Here is a 17,334-nt window from a genome sequence, read left to right as displayed (position 1 = left end):
TGTACTCACTCAGGACAAAAAAACGTGACGATTAAATTGATTGTCGGCCTGGCGAACCCCGGCGCTGAATACGCCACAACGCGACATAATGCTGGCGCCTGGTTCGTTGACTTACTGGCGGAGCGTTTACGCGCTCCCCTGCGCGAAGAGGCTAAATTCTTTGGTTATACCTCGCGAGTTACCCTCGGAGGCGAAGATGTCCGCCTGTTAGTCCCGACTACATTTATGAATCTCAGCGGCAAAGCCGTCGCCGCGATGGCCAGTTTTTTCCGCATTAATCCGGACGAAATTCTGGTCGCTCACGACGAACTGGATCTGCCTCCGGGCGTCGCCAAATTTAAATTGGGCGGTGGCCACGGTGGTCACAATGGACTGAAAGACATCATCAGTAAATTGGGTAATAACCCTAACTTTCACCGTTTACGCATCGGAATCGGTCATCCGGGCGATAAAAACAAAGTTGTCGGGTTTGTGTTAGGCAAACCACCTGTTAGTGAACAGAAGTTAATTGATGAAGCCATCGACGAAGCGGCGCGTTGTACTGAAATGTGGTTTACAGATGGTTTGACCAAAGCAACGAACCGATTGCACGCCTTTAAAGCGCAATAAGTCGTTGTCTGCGGCATTTTTGCCGAGTGCCGTGTATAATAGGCAAAGTTATTTCCATTTCTGCAATCTGTTTGTGATAACAGGTTGATTATTAAGATATTAAGGTGATTTAAATCATGGGATTCAAATGCGGTATCGTCGGTTTGCCCAACGTCGGGAAATCTACCCTGTTCAACGCGCTGACCAAAGCCGGTATTGAAGCGGCCAACTTTCCATTCTGTACCATCGAGCCGAACACGGGCGTCGTACCAATGCCTGACCCTCGCCTGGATCAACTGGCTGAAATCGTAAAACCGCAGCGTACGCTTCCCACGACCATGGAATTTGTCGATATCGCCGGTCTGGTAAAAGGCGCGTCGAAAGGTGAAGGTCTGGGTAACCAGTTCCTGACCAACATTCGTGAAACCGAAGCGATCGGCCACGTTGTTCGCTGCTTTGAGAATGACAATATCATTCACGTTTCCGGCAAAGTTAACCCGGCGGACGATATTGACGTTATCAACACCGAACTGGCGCTGGCGGATCTCGACACCTGCGAACGTGCGATTCACCGCGTACAGAAGAAAGCCAAAGGTGGCGATAAAGACGCGAAAGCCGAGCTGGCGGTACTGGAAAAATGCCTGCCACAGCTGGAAAACGCAGGCATGCTGCGCGCGCTGGATTTAAGTGCAGAAGAGAAAGCGGCGATTCGTTACCTGAGCTTCCTGACGCTGAAACCAACGATGTACATCGCCAACGTCAACGAAGACGGTTTTGAAAACAACCCGTATCTTGACCAGGTGCGTGAAATCGCGGCGAAAGAAGGCTCTGTTGTGGTTCCGGTTTGTGCTGCTGTTGAAGCTGACATTGCCGAACTGGACGACGAAGAACGTGACGAGTTTATGCAGGAACTGGGGCTGGAAGAACCAGGCCTGAACCGTGTGATCCGTGCCGGTTATAAACTGCTGAACCTGCAAACTTACTTCACCGCTGGGGTGAAAGAAGTACGCGCATGGACCATTCCGGTTGGTGCAACCGCGCCGCAGGCAGCTGGTAAAATCCACACCGATTTTGAAAAAGGCTTTATCCGCGCACAAACCATCTCGTTTGAAGACTTCATCACTTACAAAGGTGAACAAGGTGCGAAAGAAGCGGGCAAAATGCGTGCAGAAGGTAAAGACTACATCGTTAAAGATGGCGATGTGATGAACTTCCTGTTCAACGTCTAATTCCACGTAATATCCTGGCGGTTAATAACGAGCCATTATGTGAGTCGCACATAATGGCTTTTTTACGCCTGCTACGCTGCTTCTTTCAATTCTGAGTTACCGAACCCCATAATCAGACTCCTGGCAATATTAACAATGCGGCTTTTATGTGATAACAATCACAGTGCATTAACCGTTCAAGAGTTTGTCATGAAAAAAACATTTACCTTCAGTCTGTTAGCAATTGTCTTTGCGAGCCTGTTAAGTGCTTGTGTTCCTCACCATCATCACCGCCACAACGATGGCCCGCGTGGTCCTGCGGCTTCCGGTAAGCCAATGCCACCTTCAAATGGTGGGCCAAATCATGGCAGTCATGGTCGCCGCTATTAATTAGCAAGTCATACGCGGGAGAGTGCCTACTTTCCCGCTATCCACGGCGCTTAAACTGACTCGCATCAATGCCGTATTGCTTCATTTTTCGCCACAGCGTAGTGCGACCAATCCCGAGTAAAACCGACATTTCCTGAATACGTCCGCCAGTAACCTGGGCCGCGTTAATAATCGCCTCTTTTTCAACTTCCGCGAATGACAGACTGGTAGAAAGGCGTGTAGCGCTGGCATCATCTGTCGCCTGTTCAGTAAACAGGTGTTCCGGCAAATCACTGACACGAATGCGTCCGTTTTCGCTACTCAGCGCAAGATTCTCGATGACGCTGTAAAGTTCAAAATCATTGCCAGGCCATGCGCAAGAAACCAGGCGAGTAAGCGCATCGTCATCAATTTTCAGACGCGTAGAGAAGCGTTTTTCAAGACTGCGTAATTTGTTATTCACCAGCGCCGGAATACTGTCGCGCCGCATCCACAAAGGAGGGATGGTAATTTCAAATGCATGAAGCGCGTAATAAAGCTGGCGACTAAAGCGATTTTGCTCCACCAGCATCGCCAGGTCCGCTGTTGTAGTGGCAATCACTTTGACATCAATGGGTATTAAACGCCGCGCATCCAGTCTTGTGATGACGCCTTGTTTGATGACCTGGAGCAACGCAGACTGTAACTCTGCCGCCAGATATTCAATCTTTTCAAGGCACAACGTGCCGCCATGTGCCAGTTCCAGCCGACTCAGACGACCATTTTCATTCTCCGTGCGATCGCCACCAATAAATTCTTCCGCCAGCGCCGCATCGCCATATAACTCGCAATTAACCGCGATATAGGGACCCGCCGCACGCTCGCTTTCATTGTGAATGGCCTGGCTTAACAGTGCTTTGCCAACGCCTTCTTCTCCACAGAGTAACACCGGGAAACTGCTGCGCGCCGCCTGGCGGCCAAAATGGATCAACCGGCGGGTTTGCGGATCGTCCTGTGGCATATGAGCGAAGGTATGGCTGACTTTGCCTAATTGACTGGTCATCAACTGCCGCATCTGTTCTACCGGATGGAGCAACAGAATAAAGCTGGTCCCTTGCGTTTCAATTATCGGTTTAAGGGTAATGACCGCATCAATAAACTGGTGCTGACTTTCAAAAGTCGCTTCCACATGTTTGAGGGGATGAGCTTGCTTTATTGCCTGTTGCAATACGGTTGGTAGCGTTAATAGCTCAGTGATCGGCCTTCCCTGACTTGCCGTCGCGTCCAGACACAAAACACGCGCCGCCTGGGCATTGATAAATTGCAAATTACCCTGCTCATCCCAGCTAATCACGCCATCATCCATACTTTCCAGCAAGGCGTTAAGCTGATTTAAATGCCGGTTTGTTTCAGCCAGTAAACTGTCTGTCAGCAGTAAATTTCCTACCTCGCGCGCAATTGCCAGCGTCAACGGCAAATCGGCTGCGGTGGTTTGCTCAACCGGACATGCCAGCGCTATCGTTCCCGTTAATCGGCCCTTGCTGTCAAACAGTGGCGTTGCACAAAATGCCCAATCCCATAGCGCCTGCTTGAAATGTTGATCGGCCATCGTTTTCACTGCCTGACCGGAGATAGCCGCTAACGATAGCGCACAAGTACCAATAATTCCCTCTGCGCAATACGTGCCGTCATTGAATCCCAGGACACTAAGCTGGTGCAACGTTTGTGGATCGCCATAACGACTAAGGATGCAGGCGGTTTCATCAAGGATGAACAGTCCGCACGCCCGCGATTCCATATATTCCCAGGCATCTTCCAGTGCCGCTTGCCCGAGTGCCAGCATCGCTTCCTTACGCCGATAGATAGAAGCAAATGTCACGCCCCGAGCCTGATGCGGTACGCTCCATGACTCCCGTTTCATCAGCTTGCGGCATCGCTCCCAGGATGCTGCTATCAAGGGAGATACGCTCTGTTGCTGGTTGTTAAAACCGTCATTCATATTTGCTGCCCTTATGACAAAAAGGTGTTCCGCATCGCAAATTTACTTATCCAGATTCGGCATTGTTCCGTTATGGAACATTTATTAAAGCATATGTTTCATTGTGAAACATAATTTTGGTTAATTTTCTTTTCCCCTCCCTGATGCACAATGGATTTATCGGCAGTCAGTGGTCGCCGTGTCGTTGAACATCATCCATGCCCTACCCTAATTGCTGGAGCAAAATAATGAAAAAATTGATCAATGATGTGCAAGACGTACTGAACGAACAACTGGCGGGACTGGCGAAAGCGTATCCTTCGCTGGCACTGCATCAGGATCCGGTGTATGTCACCCGAGCCGATGCGCCAATTGCAGGAAAAGTGGCGTTATTGTCGGGCGGCGGCAGCGGACACGAACCCATGCACTGTGGTTATATTGGCCAGGGTATGCTCTCGGGGGCGTGTCCGGGCGAAATATTCACCTCACCGACGCCCGATAAAATTTTTGAATGTGCCATGCAAATCGATGGTGGCGAAGGTGTACTGCTGATTATCAAAAATTATACCGGCGATATTCTTAACTTCGAGACAGCGACCGAATTACTGCACGATAGTGGCGTAAAAGTGACCACCGTGGTCATTGATGACGACGTTGCAGTAAAAGACAGTCTTTATACCGCCGGGCGGCGCGGCGTTGCCAATACAGTATTAATTGAAAAAATTGTTGGCGCAGCGGCAGAACGCGGTGACTCGCTGGAGGCTTGTGCACAACTGGGGCGTAAGTTGAACAATCAGGGCCACTCTATTGGTATCGCCCTCGGTGCCTGTACCGTCCCTGCTGCAGGCAAACCTTCTTTTACGCTGGCAGATAATGAAATGGAATTTGGTGTCGGCATTCATGGTGAGCCGGGTATTGACCGCCGCCCCTTCTCCTCTCTTGATCAAACTGTCGATGAAATGTTCGACACGCTGCTGGAAAATGGCACATACCACCGCACGCTGCGCTTCTGGGATTATCGACAAGGTAGCTGGCAGGAAGAGACGCAAACTAAACAACCGCTTCAGTCTGGCGATCGAGTGATTGCGCTGGTCAACAATCTTGGCGCGACACCGCTTTCTGAACTGTATGGCGTCTATAACCGCCTGACCACGCGTTGCCAGCAAGCTGGCTTGACTATCGAGCGCAATTTAATCGGCGCGTACTGCACCTCACTGGACATGACCGGTTTTTCCATCACCTTACTGAAAGTTGATGACGAAACGCTGGCGTTATGGGACGCCCCGGTCCACACCCCGGCGCTTAACTGGGGTAAATAAGGAGATAACCATGTCACTGAGCAGAACTCAAATTGTTACCTGGCTCACTCGCTGTGGAGAAATTTTCAGCGAAGAGAGCGATTATCTTACCGGGCTGGATCGTGAAATCGGCGACGCTGACCACGGGCTAAATATGAATCGTGGCTTTAGCAAAGTGGTGGAAAAACTCCCTGCCATCGCGGATAAAGACATCGGTTTCATTCTCAAGAATACCGGCATGACGTTGCTTTCCAGCGTCGGCGGTGCCAGCGGCCCACTGTTCGGTACGTTCTTTATCCGTGCGGCACAGGCAACTCAGGCACGTCAAAGCCTGACGTTGATAGAGCTTTATCAGATGTTCCGTGATGGCGCAGACGGCGTAATCAGCCGGGGGAAAGCAGAACCCGGCGATAAAACCATGTGCGATGTCTGGGGGCCGGTGGTTGAGTCGTTACGCCAGTCCAGTGAGCAAAACCTTTCTGTTCCGGCGGCGCTCGAAGCCGCCAGTAGCGTCGCGGAATCCGCCGCACAAAGCACGATTACGATGCAAGCCCGCAAAGGCCGCGCCAGTTATCTCGGTGAACGCAGTATTGGTCACCAGGATCCTGGTGCAACCTCCGTGATGTTTATGATGCAAATGTTGGCGTTAGCCGCAAAAGAGTAAGGAATTGGTGATGGTAAACCTGGTCATAGTTTCACATAGCGCCCGACTGGGAGAAGGTGTCGGTGAATTAGCTCGCCAGATGTTAATGGGCGATAGTTGTAAAATCGCCATTGCCGCAGGAATTGACGATCCGCAGAATCCCATCGGTACAGATGCCGTCAAAGTGATGGAAGCCATCGAATCCGTTGCCGATGCCGACCATGTGTTGGTCATGATGGATATGGGGAGTGCGTTATTGAGTGCAGAAACCGCACTGGAATTGCTGGCGCCAGAGATCGCCGCGAGAGTACGTTTGTGCGCTGCACCGTTGGTCGAAGGAACGTTAGCAGCCGCCGTCAGCGCAGCCTCGGGAGCGGATATCGACAAAGTCATCCATGACGCCATGCATGCGCTGGAAGCCAAACGAGAACAACTGGGTTTACCATCATCCGCTACTGAAATCTCCGACATATGCCCCTCGCACGATGAAGAAGCCCGTTCTCTGGCAGTGGTGATTAAAAACCGTAACGGACTCCACGTCCGTCCAGCCTCCCGACTGGTCTATACTTTATCGACATTTAATGCAGACATGTTGTTGGAGAAAAACGGTAAGTGCGTAACACCGGAGAGTATTAACCAGATTGCGCTGTTACAAGTCCGCTGTAACGATACGCTGCGCCTGATTGCAAAAGGGCCAGAGGCTGAAGAGGCGTTAGCCGCTTTTCGCCAGTTGGCTGAAGATAACTTTGGTGAAATGGAAGAGATTGCACCGCCAACTCTGCGTCCAGTTCCGCCTGTCACAGGCAAAGCCTTTTATTATCAACCGGTTTTATGCACAGTACAGGCGAAATCATCACTGAGCGTGGAAGAAGAACAGGAACGGTTACGCCAGGCAATTGACTTCACGTTGTTAGATCTGATGACGTTAACGGCAAAGGCAGAAGCAAGCGGGCTCGACGATATCGCAGCAATTTTTTCCGGCCACCATACACTATTAGACGATCCTGAACTGCGGGTAGCGGCAAGCGAACTCCTTCAGCATGAACATTGCACGGCGGAGTATGCCTGGCAGCAGGTTCTTAAAGAACTTAGCCAGCAATACCAGCAGATTGATGATGAATATTTGCAGGCTCGCTATATTGATGTGGACGATCTTCTGCATCGCACCCTGCTCCACCTGACACAGACAAAAGAAGAACTCCCTCAGTTTAGCGCGCCGACCATTTTACTGGCGGAGAACATTTATCCCTCCACGGTACTTCAACTGGATCCGACAGTCGTTAAGGGCATCTGCCTTAGTGCCGGAAGTCCGGTATCCCACAGCGCTCTAATTGCCCGTGAACTGGGTATTGGCTGGATTTGTCAGCAGGGAGAGAAGCTGTATTCGATTCAACCTGAAGAGACGCTAACGCTGGATGTAAAAGCACAATGCTTCAGGCATCAGAGTTAAATTAGATTTGTCTGTCAGTTCGCAGAAAAAGATTTCAATCATGCTCTTACGGCGATCCTGAACTAAGGTTTTCTGATACTTGAATACCGTTTTGTTCGGTATCGCCAAAGGAGAATGATTGATGAAACCACTTGTCCCTCGTCGCTCGCAGAAAGTGGCGTTAATACCTGCTGCCGTATTATTGTGTGCCACCGCGCTATCTGCACAGGCAGAAGAAACACCGGTGACGCCACAATCGCCTGATATTTTGTTAGGCCCTCTGTTTAACGATGTGCAAAACGCCAAACTTTTTCCTGATCAAAAAACTTTTGCCGATGCCATTCCTAACAGCGATCCATTAATGATCCTCGCAGACTACCGGATGCAGCAGAATCAGAGCGGGTTCGATCTGCGCCATTTCGTTAACGTCAATTTCACCCTGCCGAAAGAGGGAGAAAAATATGTGCCTCCAAAGGGGCAGTCACTGCGCGAACACATTGACGGACTTTGGCCGGTGTTAACCCGTTCTACCGAAAGTACCGAACAATGGGATTCTCTGTTGCCGTTGCCGAAACCCTATGTCGTGCCGGGAGGTCGTTTTCGCGAAGTGTATTACTGGGACAGTTACTTTACCATGCTGGGGCTTGCCGAAAGCGGTCACTGGGATAAAGTGGCGGACATGGTGGCCAACTTTGGTCATGAAATAGATACTTATGGGCATATTCCAAACGGTAACCGCAGCTATTATTTGAGCCGATCGCAGCCGCCCTTTTTTGCCTTGATGGTGGAGTTACTCGCGCAACACGAAGGTGACGACGCGTTGAAACAATATCTGCCGCAACTGCAAAAAGAGTACGCGTACTGGATGGACGGTATTGAAAACCTGCAGGCCGGGCAACAGGAAAAACGCGTTGTTAAACTCAAGGATGGCACTATTCTTAACCGCTACTGGGATGACCACGATACGCCACGCCCGGAGTCGTGGGTAGAAGATATTGCCACCGCCAAAAGTAATCCGAACCGCCCTGCCACTGAAATTTACCGCGATCTGCGTTCTGCCGCCGCGTCTGGCTGGGATTTCAGTTCACGCTGGATGGACAACCCGCAGCAGTTAAATACGTTACGCACCACCAGCATCGTACCGGTCGATCTCAATAGTCTGATGTATAAGATGGAGAAAATTCTCTCCCGCGCCAGTAAAGTCGCCGGGGATAACGCGATGGCCAGCCAATATGAAACGCTCGCCGATGCCCGTCAGAAAGGGATCGAAAAATACCTGTGGAACGATCAACATGGCTGGTATGCCGACTACGATCTGAAGAGCGATAAAGTACGCAATCAGTTAACTGCCGCCGCCCTGTTCCCGCTTTATGTCATTGCAGCGGCAAAAGATCGCGCGACCAAAATGGCTGCTGCCACTAAAACACATCTGTTGCAACCTGGCGGACTGAACACCACATCGGTTAAAAGTGGACAGCAATGGGATGCGCCAAATGGCTGGGCTCCGCTGCAATGGGTCGCGACAGAAGGGTTGCAAAACTACGGGCAGAACGAGGTGGCGATGGACATTAGCTGGCACTTCCTGACCAATGTTCAGCACACTTATGACCGGGAGAAGAAGCTGGTCGAGAAATATGATGTCAGTACCACCGGAACAGGTGGCGGCGGTGGCGAATACCCGTTGCAGGATGGCTTTGGCTGGACCAATGGCGTCACGCTGAAAATGCTCGATTTGATCTGCCCGAAAGAACAACCGTGTGACAACGTTCCGGCAACGCGTCCGACCGGTAAATCAACCACACAGCCGGTTAAACAAAAAGAAGCGGAACCTACGTCTTAACTTTGCTGTATATCGGGCAATGCCATTGCGCGCATAAAATTGGCATTGCTCTTTTTTTCCACGAAAAACCAAACATCGATTATTATACGATCTATGTCTTAATTTTCTTATATCAGAGAAGATATTAATTTTACATTATCAATTTATTAATCATTACTCTTCTATTTATATTTTTCCGCCACTCACGCATTCTCCCTGACAATTTTCTTGTTGAACAATGCGTTGTTTAGCAAATAAGCAGATCATTCTGTTTCTTTAGACAAATCTTGACATCAAACATGATCTTTACCGATATATATGTAAATATATAGCGGTTTTAATTGTCAGGATATTACTTATGTCACTAACCAGACGGATGTTTACGCAGGCTCTTGCATCTACCTTGTTCCTGCATCATCTGCCGTCCTTTGCACAATCAGTTAAATTCTGGGCCTCATTGACGCTTCCTGAAGCCAAAAAAATTACGCGTATTGTCAGTGCCGGTGCGCCTGCCGATCTGCTTTTGCTGGCTGTCGCGCCAGAAAAACTGGTCGGTTTTTCTTCTTTTGACTTTGCTCGCGAGGCGGCAATTCCATTAACTCCGGCAATACGTCATTTACCTAAACTTGGACGACTCGCCGGGCGCGCCAGTTCGCTTTCAATGGAAGGGCTTATGGCATTGCAGCCCGATTTGGTCGTTGATTGCGGCAATACGGATGAAACCTGGCTCTCCCAGGCACGGCAGGTTAGCGAACAGACACAAATCCCCTGGTTATTGCTTAATGGGAAACTGGAGCAATCGGCAGAACAGTTAACAACGCTGGGCAAAACATTAGGCGAAGAGCACCGCACCGCAGAACAAGTCAATCTCGCCAGCCGCTTCGTCGGTGAAGCTCAGGCATTCTCCACCTCACCCGCCGCTAACCTCCGCTTTTATGCTGCGCGCGGTCCCCGAGGGCTGGAAACGGGCTTACAGGGTTCGTTGCATACCGAGGCGGCGGAATTATTAGGTTTGCACAACGTCGCGCAAATAGCCGATCGCCATGGCCTGGCACAGGTTTCCATGGAAAATCTACTGCGCTGGCAGCCGGATATTATTCTGGTTCAGGATGCTGTGACTGCAAACTTTATCCGTAACGATCCTCTCTGGCAGGGCGTAAAAGCCGTTGCGGAACATCGCATCCTGTTTTTGAGTGGCTTGCCTTTCGGCTGGCTGGATGCCCCGCCGGGAATCAACCGTCTTCTGGGATTGCGCAGACTCCACGCCTGGCTGGATCCCGCAGTCAACAGCCAGTTTAAAAACGATATGCAACGTTACGCTCAACTGTTCTGGCATTGCCCATTAAGTGACGCCGACTATCAAAAAATGGTGGCGAGCTAATGAGAACCGCGAACGGATGTATTCTGCTGCTGGCAGCTATCAGTATCACTTTTGCCGCCGTAAATGGGGCTTATCATCTCGATATGCAGCAACTGCTGGCGCTAATTCTTCGTCAAGAAGATGTTCCTGTGCAGGAACAAATTGTCTTCTGGCAAATCCGCGTGCCGCGCATTCTGGCGGCGTTGTTACTGGGCGCTGCGCTGGCAGGCGCCGGAACCACCTATCAGGGGATGTTCCGTAATCCCTTAGTTTCACCGGATATTTTAGGCGTCTCCGCCGGTGCCGGACTTGGTGCTTGCGCTGCAATCCTGTGGGGATTATCGATAGCTTACATCCAACTCTATGCATTTTTCGGCGGTCTGCTGGTGGTCGCGGGCGTCTGGCTGATTACATGTCGGGTGACTCGTCACGATCCGGTGCTCACGCTGGTGCTGGTCGGCATTGCGTTAGGAACGCTGTGTGGAGCGGGGATATCGCTAATTAAAACGCTGGCCGATCCCTATACCCAGTTGCCCTCGATTACCTTCTGGCTACTCGGTGGCCTGTCTACGGTAACCTTACGCGACCTTTACTACGCGGCACCGCTCATTCTGGCTGGCACCGTTCCTCTGCTATTCCTCCGCTGGCGCATGAATTTACTCACGCTTTCTGATGACGAAGCCCGTTCGCTGGGGCTGAATGTTGCGCGTCTGCGATTAGGATTGATTGTCTGCGCCACACTAATCACCGCCAGCACGGTAGCAATAGCGGGCATTATTGGTTGGGTTGGTCTGGTCGTTCCGCACATTGCCCGCTTGTTGACCGGTCATAACCATCAGCAACAGTTGCCCATGGCAATGTGTACTGGCGCGATTCTGCTCCTGCTTACCGATACGCTGGCGCGCAGCATTGGGACAACAGAAATCCCGCTCGGCATTCTGACCGCTTTTGTTGGCGCACCGTTTTTCCTGCTTTTGTTGTTACGCGGAGGTCGCCAGTGACTTTGCTTGCCGTCCGTCATGCGTCTCTGGGTTACTCCCGCCATCCGGTGCTAAGTGACGTTTCCTTCGCCCTGTCGCAAGGAACAATTTGTTGTCTGCTTGGCGCCAATGGTTGCGGCAAAACCACACTCATGCGCTCCATTCTTGGCGTTATTCCGTTATTAAAGGGCGAGATCTTACTGGATAGCATCCCTGTTCAGACACTTAGCCATCGCCAGCGCGCGCAAGCAATTGCCTGGGTACCGCAGGCGCACGACGGTATTTTTGCTTTCAGTGTGCTGGATATGGTGTTGATGGGCCTGGCCCCCACCATGGGCGCTTTTTCCCTTCCCGGTAAGCAAGAACGCCTGAAAGCAACGGAACAACTGGAAAAGCTGGGTATTTTGCATCTGGCGACAAGACGCTGGAATACCCTTAGCGGTGGTGAACGCCAGCTGGCTTTAATCGCCCGTGCACTCGTCCAACAACCGCGCTTGTTGTTACTGGATGAGCCCGCCTCCAGCCTCGATTTCGGTCATCAGATCCAACTTCTGGACACGCTGGCGCAGCTAAAAAATAACGGCATGACAATGTTAATGTCGACTCACCATCCGCTCCATGCCAACGCCATTGCCGACAGCATTATCCAGGTAGAGCCAGATGGACGAGTAACACAAGGCTTACCGACCGAACAGTTAACAACGAACAAACTGGCGACCCTGTATCGGGTTTCTGCCGACCAAATTCATCATCACCTCTCTGCAATTAGCCGCTAAGGAACAATCATGCTCATTGATGATATTGATTTTGCAGACCTTTATCTGCAGCAACTCAAACTGGCTCACCGCACAGAAAAAACGCCCGATCACTGGGATCAACGGGCGGAGAAAATGGCTGAAAATTGTGCCTCGCCAACGGACAGCTACCTGCAACAACTGATCGCTAAAATTGACCTGCAAGGCGCGCAGACCTTATTCGATATGGGCTGCGGACCAGGCACCGTATCGCTGGCGCAGGCTGACAAACTCACTACGATTTATGGCGTTGATTACAGTCAGGGGATGCTGAACGTTGCCGCCCGCCGCGCCGCCGCGCTGAAGGCAGACAATGTCCACTGGATCCAGCGCGCCTGGGAAGAGGACTGGAGTGACCTGCCACGCTGCGATATTGCCGTGGCTTCCCGATCCACACTGGTGGCTGATATGCGCCAGGCAATGAGCAAACTGAATAATCAGGCACGGCTGCGCGTCTACACCACCCATCTGGTCAGCACCTCGTTCGTCTCCCCGGCCATTCAGCGGGCGGCAGGTCGGGAAGTGATCGAATTACCCAACTATATCTTTGCGCTCAACGTCCTGTATCAAATGGGAATTTATGCTCACGTCGATTTTATCCGTGGACAAAATTGCCAACAGGATAACAGCACCTGGGAACGTTTTGAGCAGAATGTCAGCTGGAGTCTTGGCACGCTTAACGACGATGAGCGTGAGCGGTTATATCGCTGGTATCAACAACAAGATGCTCGTGCCCTCGCCCCTGCCAGCCGCGACTGGGCGCTCATCTGGTGGGATAGCGTGCCGCCGGAGGCACTGCGATGATCTTCATTTCTCAGGCACAAATCGATGCGTTACTTCTGGAAGATATCCAGGGCGGTGACCTGACCACGCGGGCATTAAATATTGGACACCAGCCTGGCTATATTGCGTTTTTTCACCGTCAGGGCGGCTGCGTCAGCGGCGTTTCTGTCGCGTGTAAGATGTTAACCACGCTGGGGTTAACCATTGATGACGCGGTCAGCGACGGTTCACAAGCGGATGCAGGTCAGCGGCTGATCCATGCTCACGGCGACGCTGCTGCACTTCATCAGGGATGGAAAGCGGTCCAGAACGTACTGGAGTGGAGTTGCGGCGTCTCAGATTATCTCGCTCAAATGCTGGCGTTGCTTCGTGAACGTTATCCTGACGGCAATATCGCCTGCACCCGAAAAGCTATCCCTGGAACCCGGTTGCTGGCAACACAAGCTGTCATTGCCGCTGGCGGGCTGATTCACCGTGCCGGATGTGCGGAAACTATATTATTGTTCGCCAACCACCGTCATTTTCTTGCTGACAATCAGGACTGGTCGGGCGCAATCGCCCAGTTACGTCGCCACGCCCCCGAGAAGAAAATTGTTGTTGAAGCCGACACGTCTGAAGAGGCTATCGCCGCGTTACGTGCGCAACCAGACGTACTTCAGCTCGACAAATTTAGTCCGCAGCAGGCAACTGAAATTGCGCAAATAGCGCCGTCGCTGGCTCCCCACTGCACGCTGGCTCTGACCGGCGGAATTAATCTGACGACACTCAAAAATTACCTCGACTGCGGCATTCGCCTTTTTATTACTTCCGCGCCTTATTACGCGGCACCGGCTGACATCAAAGTCAGTCTGCAACCCGCAGCCTCTTTTTAATTCTTTGTTAAACGGAATTTATTCTATGAGACTCAAAAAACGTTATCTCTGCACAGCACTATCACTTGCCTTTACCCAGCAGGCCGTAGCGGCTCAGGAGAGCGACACGCTGACCGTATGGTCCAGTCCGGTATCATCGACGACGACCACCGTTCTCGATCACCCCACCATGAAGGCCCTGGATAAGCAGAATGTCGCTCAGGCATTAAGCGTCGTCCCTGGCGTAGTGCTGCAAAAGTCAGGCAGCCGCAACGAAGAACAGGTCAAAGTTCGTGGTTTTGATAGCCGTCAGGTACCGGTCTATTTCGACGGCGTGCCGATTTATGTTCCCTATGACGGCAACCTCGATCTGGCGCGGATTCTGACCAACAATCTGGGCGCGGTCGAAGTTTCCAAAGGGTATTCGTCGCTGCTTCAGGGGCCTAATCAGATGGGCGGTGCCATTAATATCACCACCCAGAAGCCAACGAAACCTCTGGAAGCAAATCTGGGATATCGCCAGGGATGGAGCCGTAGCCAGGACAATGCCTACGATATGCATGCTTCATTTGCCGCCAGCAGCGATCTGGGGTATTTGCAAGTCAGCGGTAGCCAGCTAAAGCAGGATTTTCTCGGCCTGCCGCATGGTGTAAATAACGATATTGCAGGCAAACACGGCAAGATGATTAACTCATCGGCTGATGATAAACGCGGCATTGTGAAGCTCGGTTTTACACCGCGTGAAAACGATGAATACACACTGACTTACATTAAGCAGGATGGTGAAAAAGATAACCCGCCATACAGCGGAAACAGTGGTCAGAAATCACGCTACTGGCAGTGGCCGGAGTATGATAAAGAAAGTTTTTACTATCAGGGAACGACCCAGCTAAACGAGCGTTTTACTTTGAAAAGTCGGCTGTATCGCGACACCTTTGAAAATACGCTAATGATGTACAACTCGCTGGCTGATTTGAAAAATAAAAAAGGCAGCTACAGCCATTATTCCGATTACAGCGACGGTGCCGGATTACAACTGGCAGCCGATGTGCGTGAAAACGATCTGCTGTCGTTTGCCGTTAACTGGAAAGATGACGTACACCGGGAAAAAGGTGCGCCGCACGCCGCTTACGATCGCTATGAAGATCGCACCTGGTCGCTCGCCAGTGAATATCAATGGGCTGCCGCCGATAATGTCGATGTCGTGGCTGGAATCAGCTATGACTGGCGCGATAGCGTAGAAGCGAAAAAACATGAGAACGATGGCAGCATCACCCATTATGACGACAACAATCAGTCAGCTTTTAACTGGCAGGTGATGGGGAAATACCACTTTGCCAATGAAGACACGCTGGCGCTTTCGTACTATGACCGCACACGCTTTCCGACGCTGAAAGAACGCTATACCACGTCCAAACCAGCGTATAACCAGATAGCGATTGTTAACCCGCAGCTCAAGCCGGAACGCGCGCGCGGGGTAGATTTAACCTGGAATGGTGCCTTCACGCGCGACTGGGGATTTGAGGTCAGCGTTTACTATAATCGGGTGAGTGATGCCATCCTCTCGCACAATATCGATGCCGATACCATTCAAAACCAGAACAGCGGCACGGTGGATTACAGCGGTCTGGACGCCGGTATTAAGGGGAAAATCAGCAATATACTGGATGTAGGGTTGAGCTACGCCCTGATCCACGCTGACGCCAAACGCAAAGACATCGGCAAGATAACCGATCTGCCAACGCAGACAATGACCGCATGGATGACTCTCAAACCGTGGGAGCCGTTAAGCGTAACACTGTCGGAAGAGGCGCGTTCCTCCAGCTACAGCAACAGTGACGGTTCACAAAAAGCCGCCGGTTTTGCGGTGACCCACATTCGAGCCGATTACGCCTTAGGTCATGGCTTCAGCGTCAATGCGTCGGTCAATAACCTGTTTGATACCCAATATGCCTACAGTGAAGGGTTTATTGAAGAAGGTCGCAATTTCTGGGCAGGTGTCGAGTATACGTTCTGATGTGAAAGCGGATAGCGGCATCTGTATCGCTATCCGCCTTATGAAAATCTTATTCTCTTCGCAGGAGGCGGAATACGCCCAGAACGAGAATAGCTCCCACTACCGCCACCAGGAAGCTGTGCAGATTAAAACCGCTGATGGAGCCGCCAATGCCAAACATGGTCGCCAGCCAGCCGCCGACCACCGCACCGACTATCCCGAGAATACAGGTCAGGAAAAATCCACCACCATCACGCCCCGGCATGATTAGCTTGGCGATAATGCCGGCTATCAGGCCAAAAATAATCCAGGCAATAATTCCCATGTTCAGGCCCTCGTTTCTATGAACAGGACGCAAGAAATGCTTACGTCAACGCTCTAAGTATAGGCAAGGGTAAGTTTGATGTTGGGCGTCTGGCGGTTGATTTGCAGCCAATATGTAAAAAAAATTCTCATTTGTATAAAGTTTTGTTAATCGCTACCGATAAACCAAAGACAGTTTGTCGGTCAGGAGTTTTTCCGCGTGAGTCACTACCATGAGCAGTTCCTGAAACAAAATCCTTTAGCAGTGTTGGGCGTTTTACGCGATTTGCATAAAGCCGCAATTCCCTTGCGTATCAGTTGGAGTGACGGTCAACTGATCAGCAAAATACTGGCAATAACCTCGGATAAGCTGGTGCTGGATTACGGCAGTCAAGCAGAAGACAACAATGCCGTGCTTAAGGCGCGGCACATTACCATTACCGCCGAAACTCAGGGTGCGAAAGTCGAGTTTACTGTTGAACAATTACAGCAAAGTGAATACCTGCAGCTTCCGGCCTTTATTACCGCACCACCTCCCGCGCTATGGTTTGTGCAGCGACGCAGATATTTCCGCATCTCCGCCCCGCTCCATCCGCCTTATTTTTGCCAGACCAAACTGGCGGATAACAGCACGTTACGTTTTCGCCTGTATGATTTGTCGTTAGGCGGCATGGGCGCATTACTGGAAACGGCAAAGCCTGCCGGATTGCAAGAAGGCATGCGCTTCGCACAGATTGAAGTCAACATGGGACAATGGGGCATTTTTCACTTTGATGCCCAGTTACTGACGATCAGCGAGCGTAAATTGATTGATGGTAAAAATGAAACCGTCTCCACTCCCCGTCTGAGCTTTCGTTTTCTTAACGTCAGCCCGACGGTGGAGCGGCAATTACAGCGAATTATTTTCTCACTGGAGCGGGAAGCCCGTGAGAAAGCGGACAAAGTACGCGACTGAG

16 protein-coding genes are annotated in these 17,334 nt (G+C 51.2%); 14 read left to right on the top strand and 2 right to left on the bottom strand.

The features are described from left to right. The first annotated feature begins 24 nt into the window (after positions 1-24). The 3 genes from pth (at position 25) to FEK46_RS05975 (ending at position 2,186) form a co-directional block, all read left to right on the top strand. Positions 25-609: an aminoacyl-tRNA hydrolase gene (pth, locus tag FEK46_RS05985; protein WP_135559637.1), complete on the top strand. Its 585-nt coding sequence runs from the start codon at positions 25-27 to the stop codon at positions 607-609. Positions 610-725: 116 nt separating this feature from the next. Beyond that, positions 726-1,817 carry a redox-regulated ATPase YchF gene (gene ychF, locus FEK46_RS05980; RefSeq protein ID WP_135409858.1) on the top strand — a complete coding sequence of 364 codons (1,092 nt, stop codon included), beginning with the start codon at positions 726-728 and terminating at the stop codon, positions 1,815-1,817. A 189-nt stretch (positions 1,818-2,006) separates the two neighbouring features. Further along, complete coding sequence (locus tag FEK46_RS05975; RefSeq protein WP_171021370.1) at positions 2,007-2,186, top strand: hypothetical protein; 180 nt, start codon at positions 2,007-2,009, stop codon at positions 2,184-2,186. Positions 2,187-2,223: 37 nt separating this feature from the next. Here the strand turns inward: FEK46_RS05975 and dhaR are convergent, their stop codons facing one another. After that, positions 2,224-4,143, bottom strand: coding sequence for a dihydroxyacetone kinase operon transcriptional regulator DhaR (gene dhaR / locus FEK46_RS05970; protein WP_135559639.1), 1,920 nt, complete (start codon positions 4,141-4,143; stop codon positions 2,224-2,226). Positions 4,144-4,370: 227 nt separating this feature from the next. On the opposite strand from dhaR, the gene dhaK reads away from it, so the two are divergent. The 10 genes from dhaK (at position 4,371) to FEK46_RS05920 (ending at position 16,096) form a co-directional block, all read left to right on the top strand. Further along, positions 4,371-5,441, top strand: coding sequence for a dihydroxyacetone kinase subunit DhaK (dhaK, locus tag FEK46_RS05965; protein ID WP_130215987.1), 1,071 nt, complete (start codon positions 4,371-4,373; stop codon positions 5,439-5,441). A gap of 10 nt (positions 5,442-5,451) precedes the next feature. Beyond that, on the top strand, positions 5,452-6,084 hold the full coding sequence (dhaL, locus tag FEK46_RS05960; protein WP_135559640.1) for a dihydroxyacetone kinase subunit DhaL: 633 nt from the start codon (positions 5,452-5,454) through the stop codon (positions 6,082-6,084). Between the two features lie 10 nt (positions 6,085-6,094). Continuing rightward, positions 6,095-7,513 carry a dihydroxyacetone kinase phosphoryl donor subunit DhaM gene (gene dhaM / locus FEK46_RS05955; RefSeq protein WP_130205655.1) on the top strand — a complete coding sequence of 473 codons (1,419 nt, stop codon included), beginning with the start codon at positions 6,095-6,097 and terminating at the stop codon, positions 7,511-7,513. A 121-nt stretch (positions 7,514-7,634) separates the two neighbouring features. Further along, entirely contained in the window at positions 7,635-9,332 is a 1,698-nt protein-coding gene (locus FEK46_RS05950; RefSeq protein ID WP_135559641.1) for an alpha,alpha-trehalase, read from the top strand. Between the two features lie 337 nt (positions 9,333-9,669). Then, positions 9,670-10,692, top strand: a complete 1,023-nt coding sequence (locus FEK46_RS05945) for an iron ABC transporter substrate-binding protein (RefSeq protein ID WP_135559642.1) — start codon at positions 9,670-9,672, stop codon at positions 10,690-10,692. After that, positions 10,692-11,672 carry an iron ABC transporter permease gene (locus FEK46_RS05940; protein WP_135491169.1) on the top strand — a complete coding sequence of 327 codons (981 nt, stop codon included), beginning with the start codon at positions 10,692-10,694 and terminating at the stop codon, positions 11,670-11,672. The genes FEK46_RS05945 and FEK46_RS05940 overlap by 1 nt, the downstream gene beginning before the upstream one ends. Next, entirely contained in the window at positions 11,669-12,427 is a 759-nt protein-coding gene (locus FEK46_RS05935) for an ABC transporter ATP-binding protein (protein ID WP_135559643.1), read from the top strand. The genes FEK46_RS05940 and FEK46_RS05935 overlap by 4 nt, the downstream gene beginning before the upstream one ends. A 9-nt stretch (positions 12,428-12,436) precedes the next feature. Beyond that, positions 12,437-13,249, top strand: coding sequence for a class I SAM-dependent methyltransferase (locus FEK46_RS05930; RefSeq protein ID WP_135559644.1), 813 nt, complete (start codon positions 12,437-12,439; stop codon positions 13,247-13,249). Further along, entirely contained in the window at positions 13,246-14,100 is an 855-nt protein-coding gene (gene modD / locus FEK46_RS05925; protein WP_130259696.1) for a ModD protein, read from the top strand. The genes FEK46_RS05930 and modD overlap by 4 nt, the downstream gene beginning before the upstream one ends. 25 nt (positions 14,101-14,125) lie before the next feature. Beyond that, entirely contained in the window at positions 14,126-16,096 is a 1,971-nt protein-coding gene (locus FEK46_RS05920; RefSeq protein WP_130205641.1) for a TonB-dependent receptor, read from the top strand. A 49-nt stretch (positions 16,097-16,145) separates the two neighbouring features. On the opposite strand, the gene FEK46_RS05915 is transcribed toward FEK46_RS05920, so the two are convergent. Continuing rightward, positions 16,146-16,400 carry a GlsB/YeaQ/YmgE family stress response membrane protein gene (locus tag FEK46_RS05915; RefSeq protein ID WP_000511315.1) on the bottom strand — a complete coding sequence of 85 codons (255 nt, stop codon included), beginning with the start codon at positions 16,398-16,400 and terminating at the stop codon, positions 16,146-16,148. 198 nt (positions 16,401-16,598) lie between these two features. Here FEK46_RS05915 and FEK46_RS05910 point away from each other — a divergent pair, with 198 nt between their 5' ends. Further along, the gene (locus tag FEK46_RS05910; protein WP_130259694.1) at positions 16,599-17,333 is read left to right on the top strand and encodes a flagellar brake protein; all 735 of its coding nucleotides are present in this window, start codon (positions 16,599-16,601) and stop codon (positions 17,331-17,333) included. Position 17,334 lies beyond the last annotated feature (1 nt).

Origin of the sequence: Escherichia sp. E4736, from assembly GCF_005781225.1 — a bacterium.
GTDB lineage: Bacteria > Pseudomonadota > Gammaproteobacteria > Enterobacterales > Enterobacteriaceae > Escherichia.
Note: the sequence above shows the minus strand (reverse complement) of the source record. Positions and strands in the feature narration are given on the sequence as shown.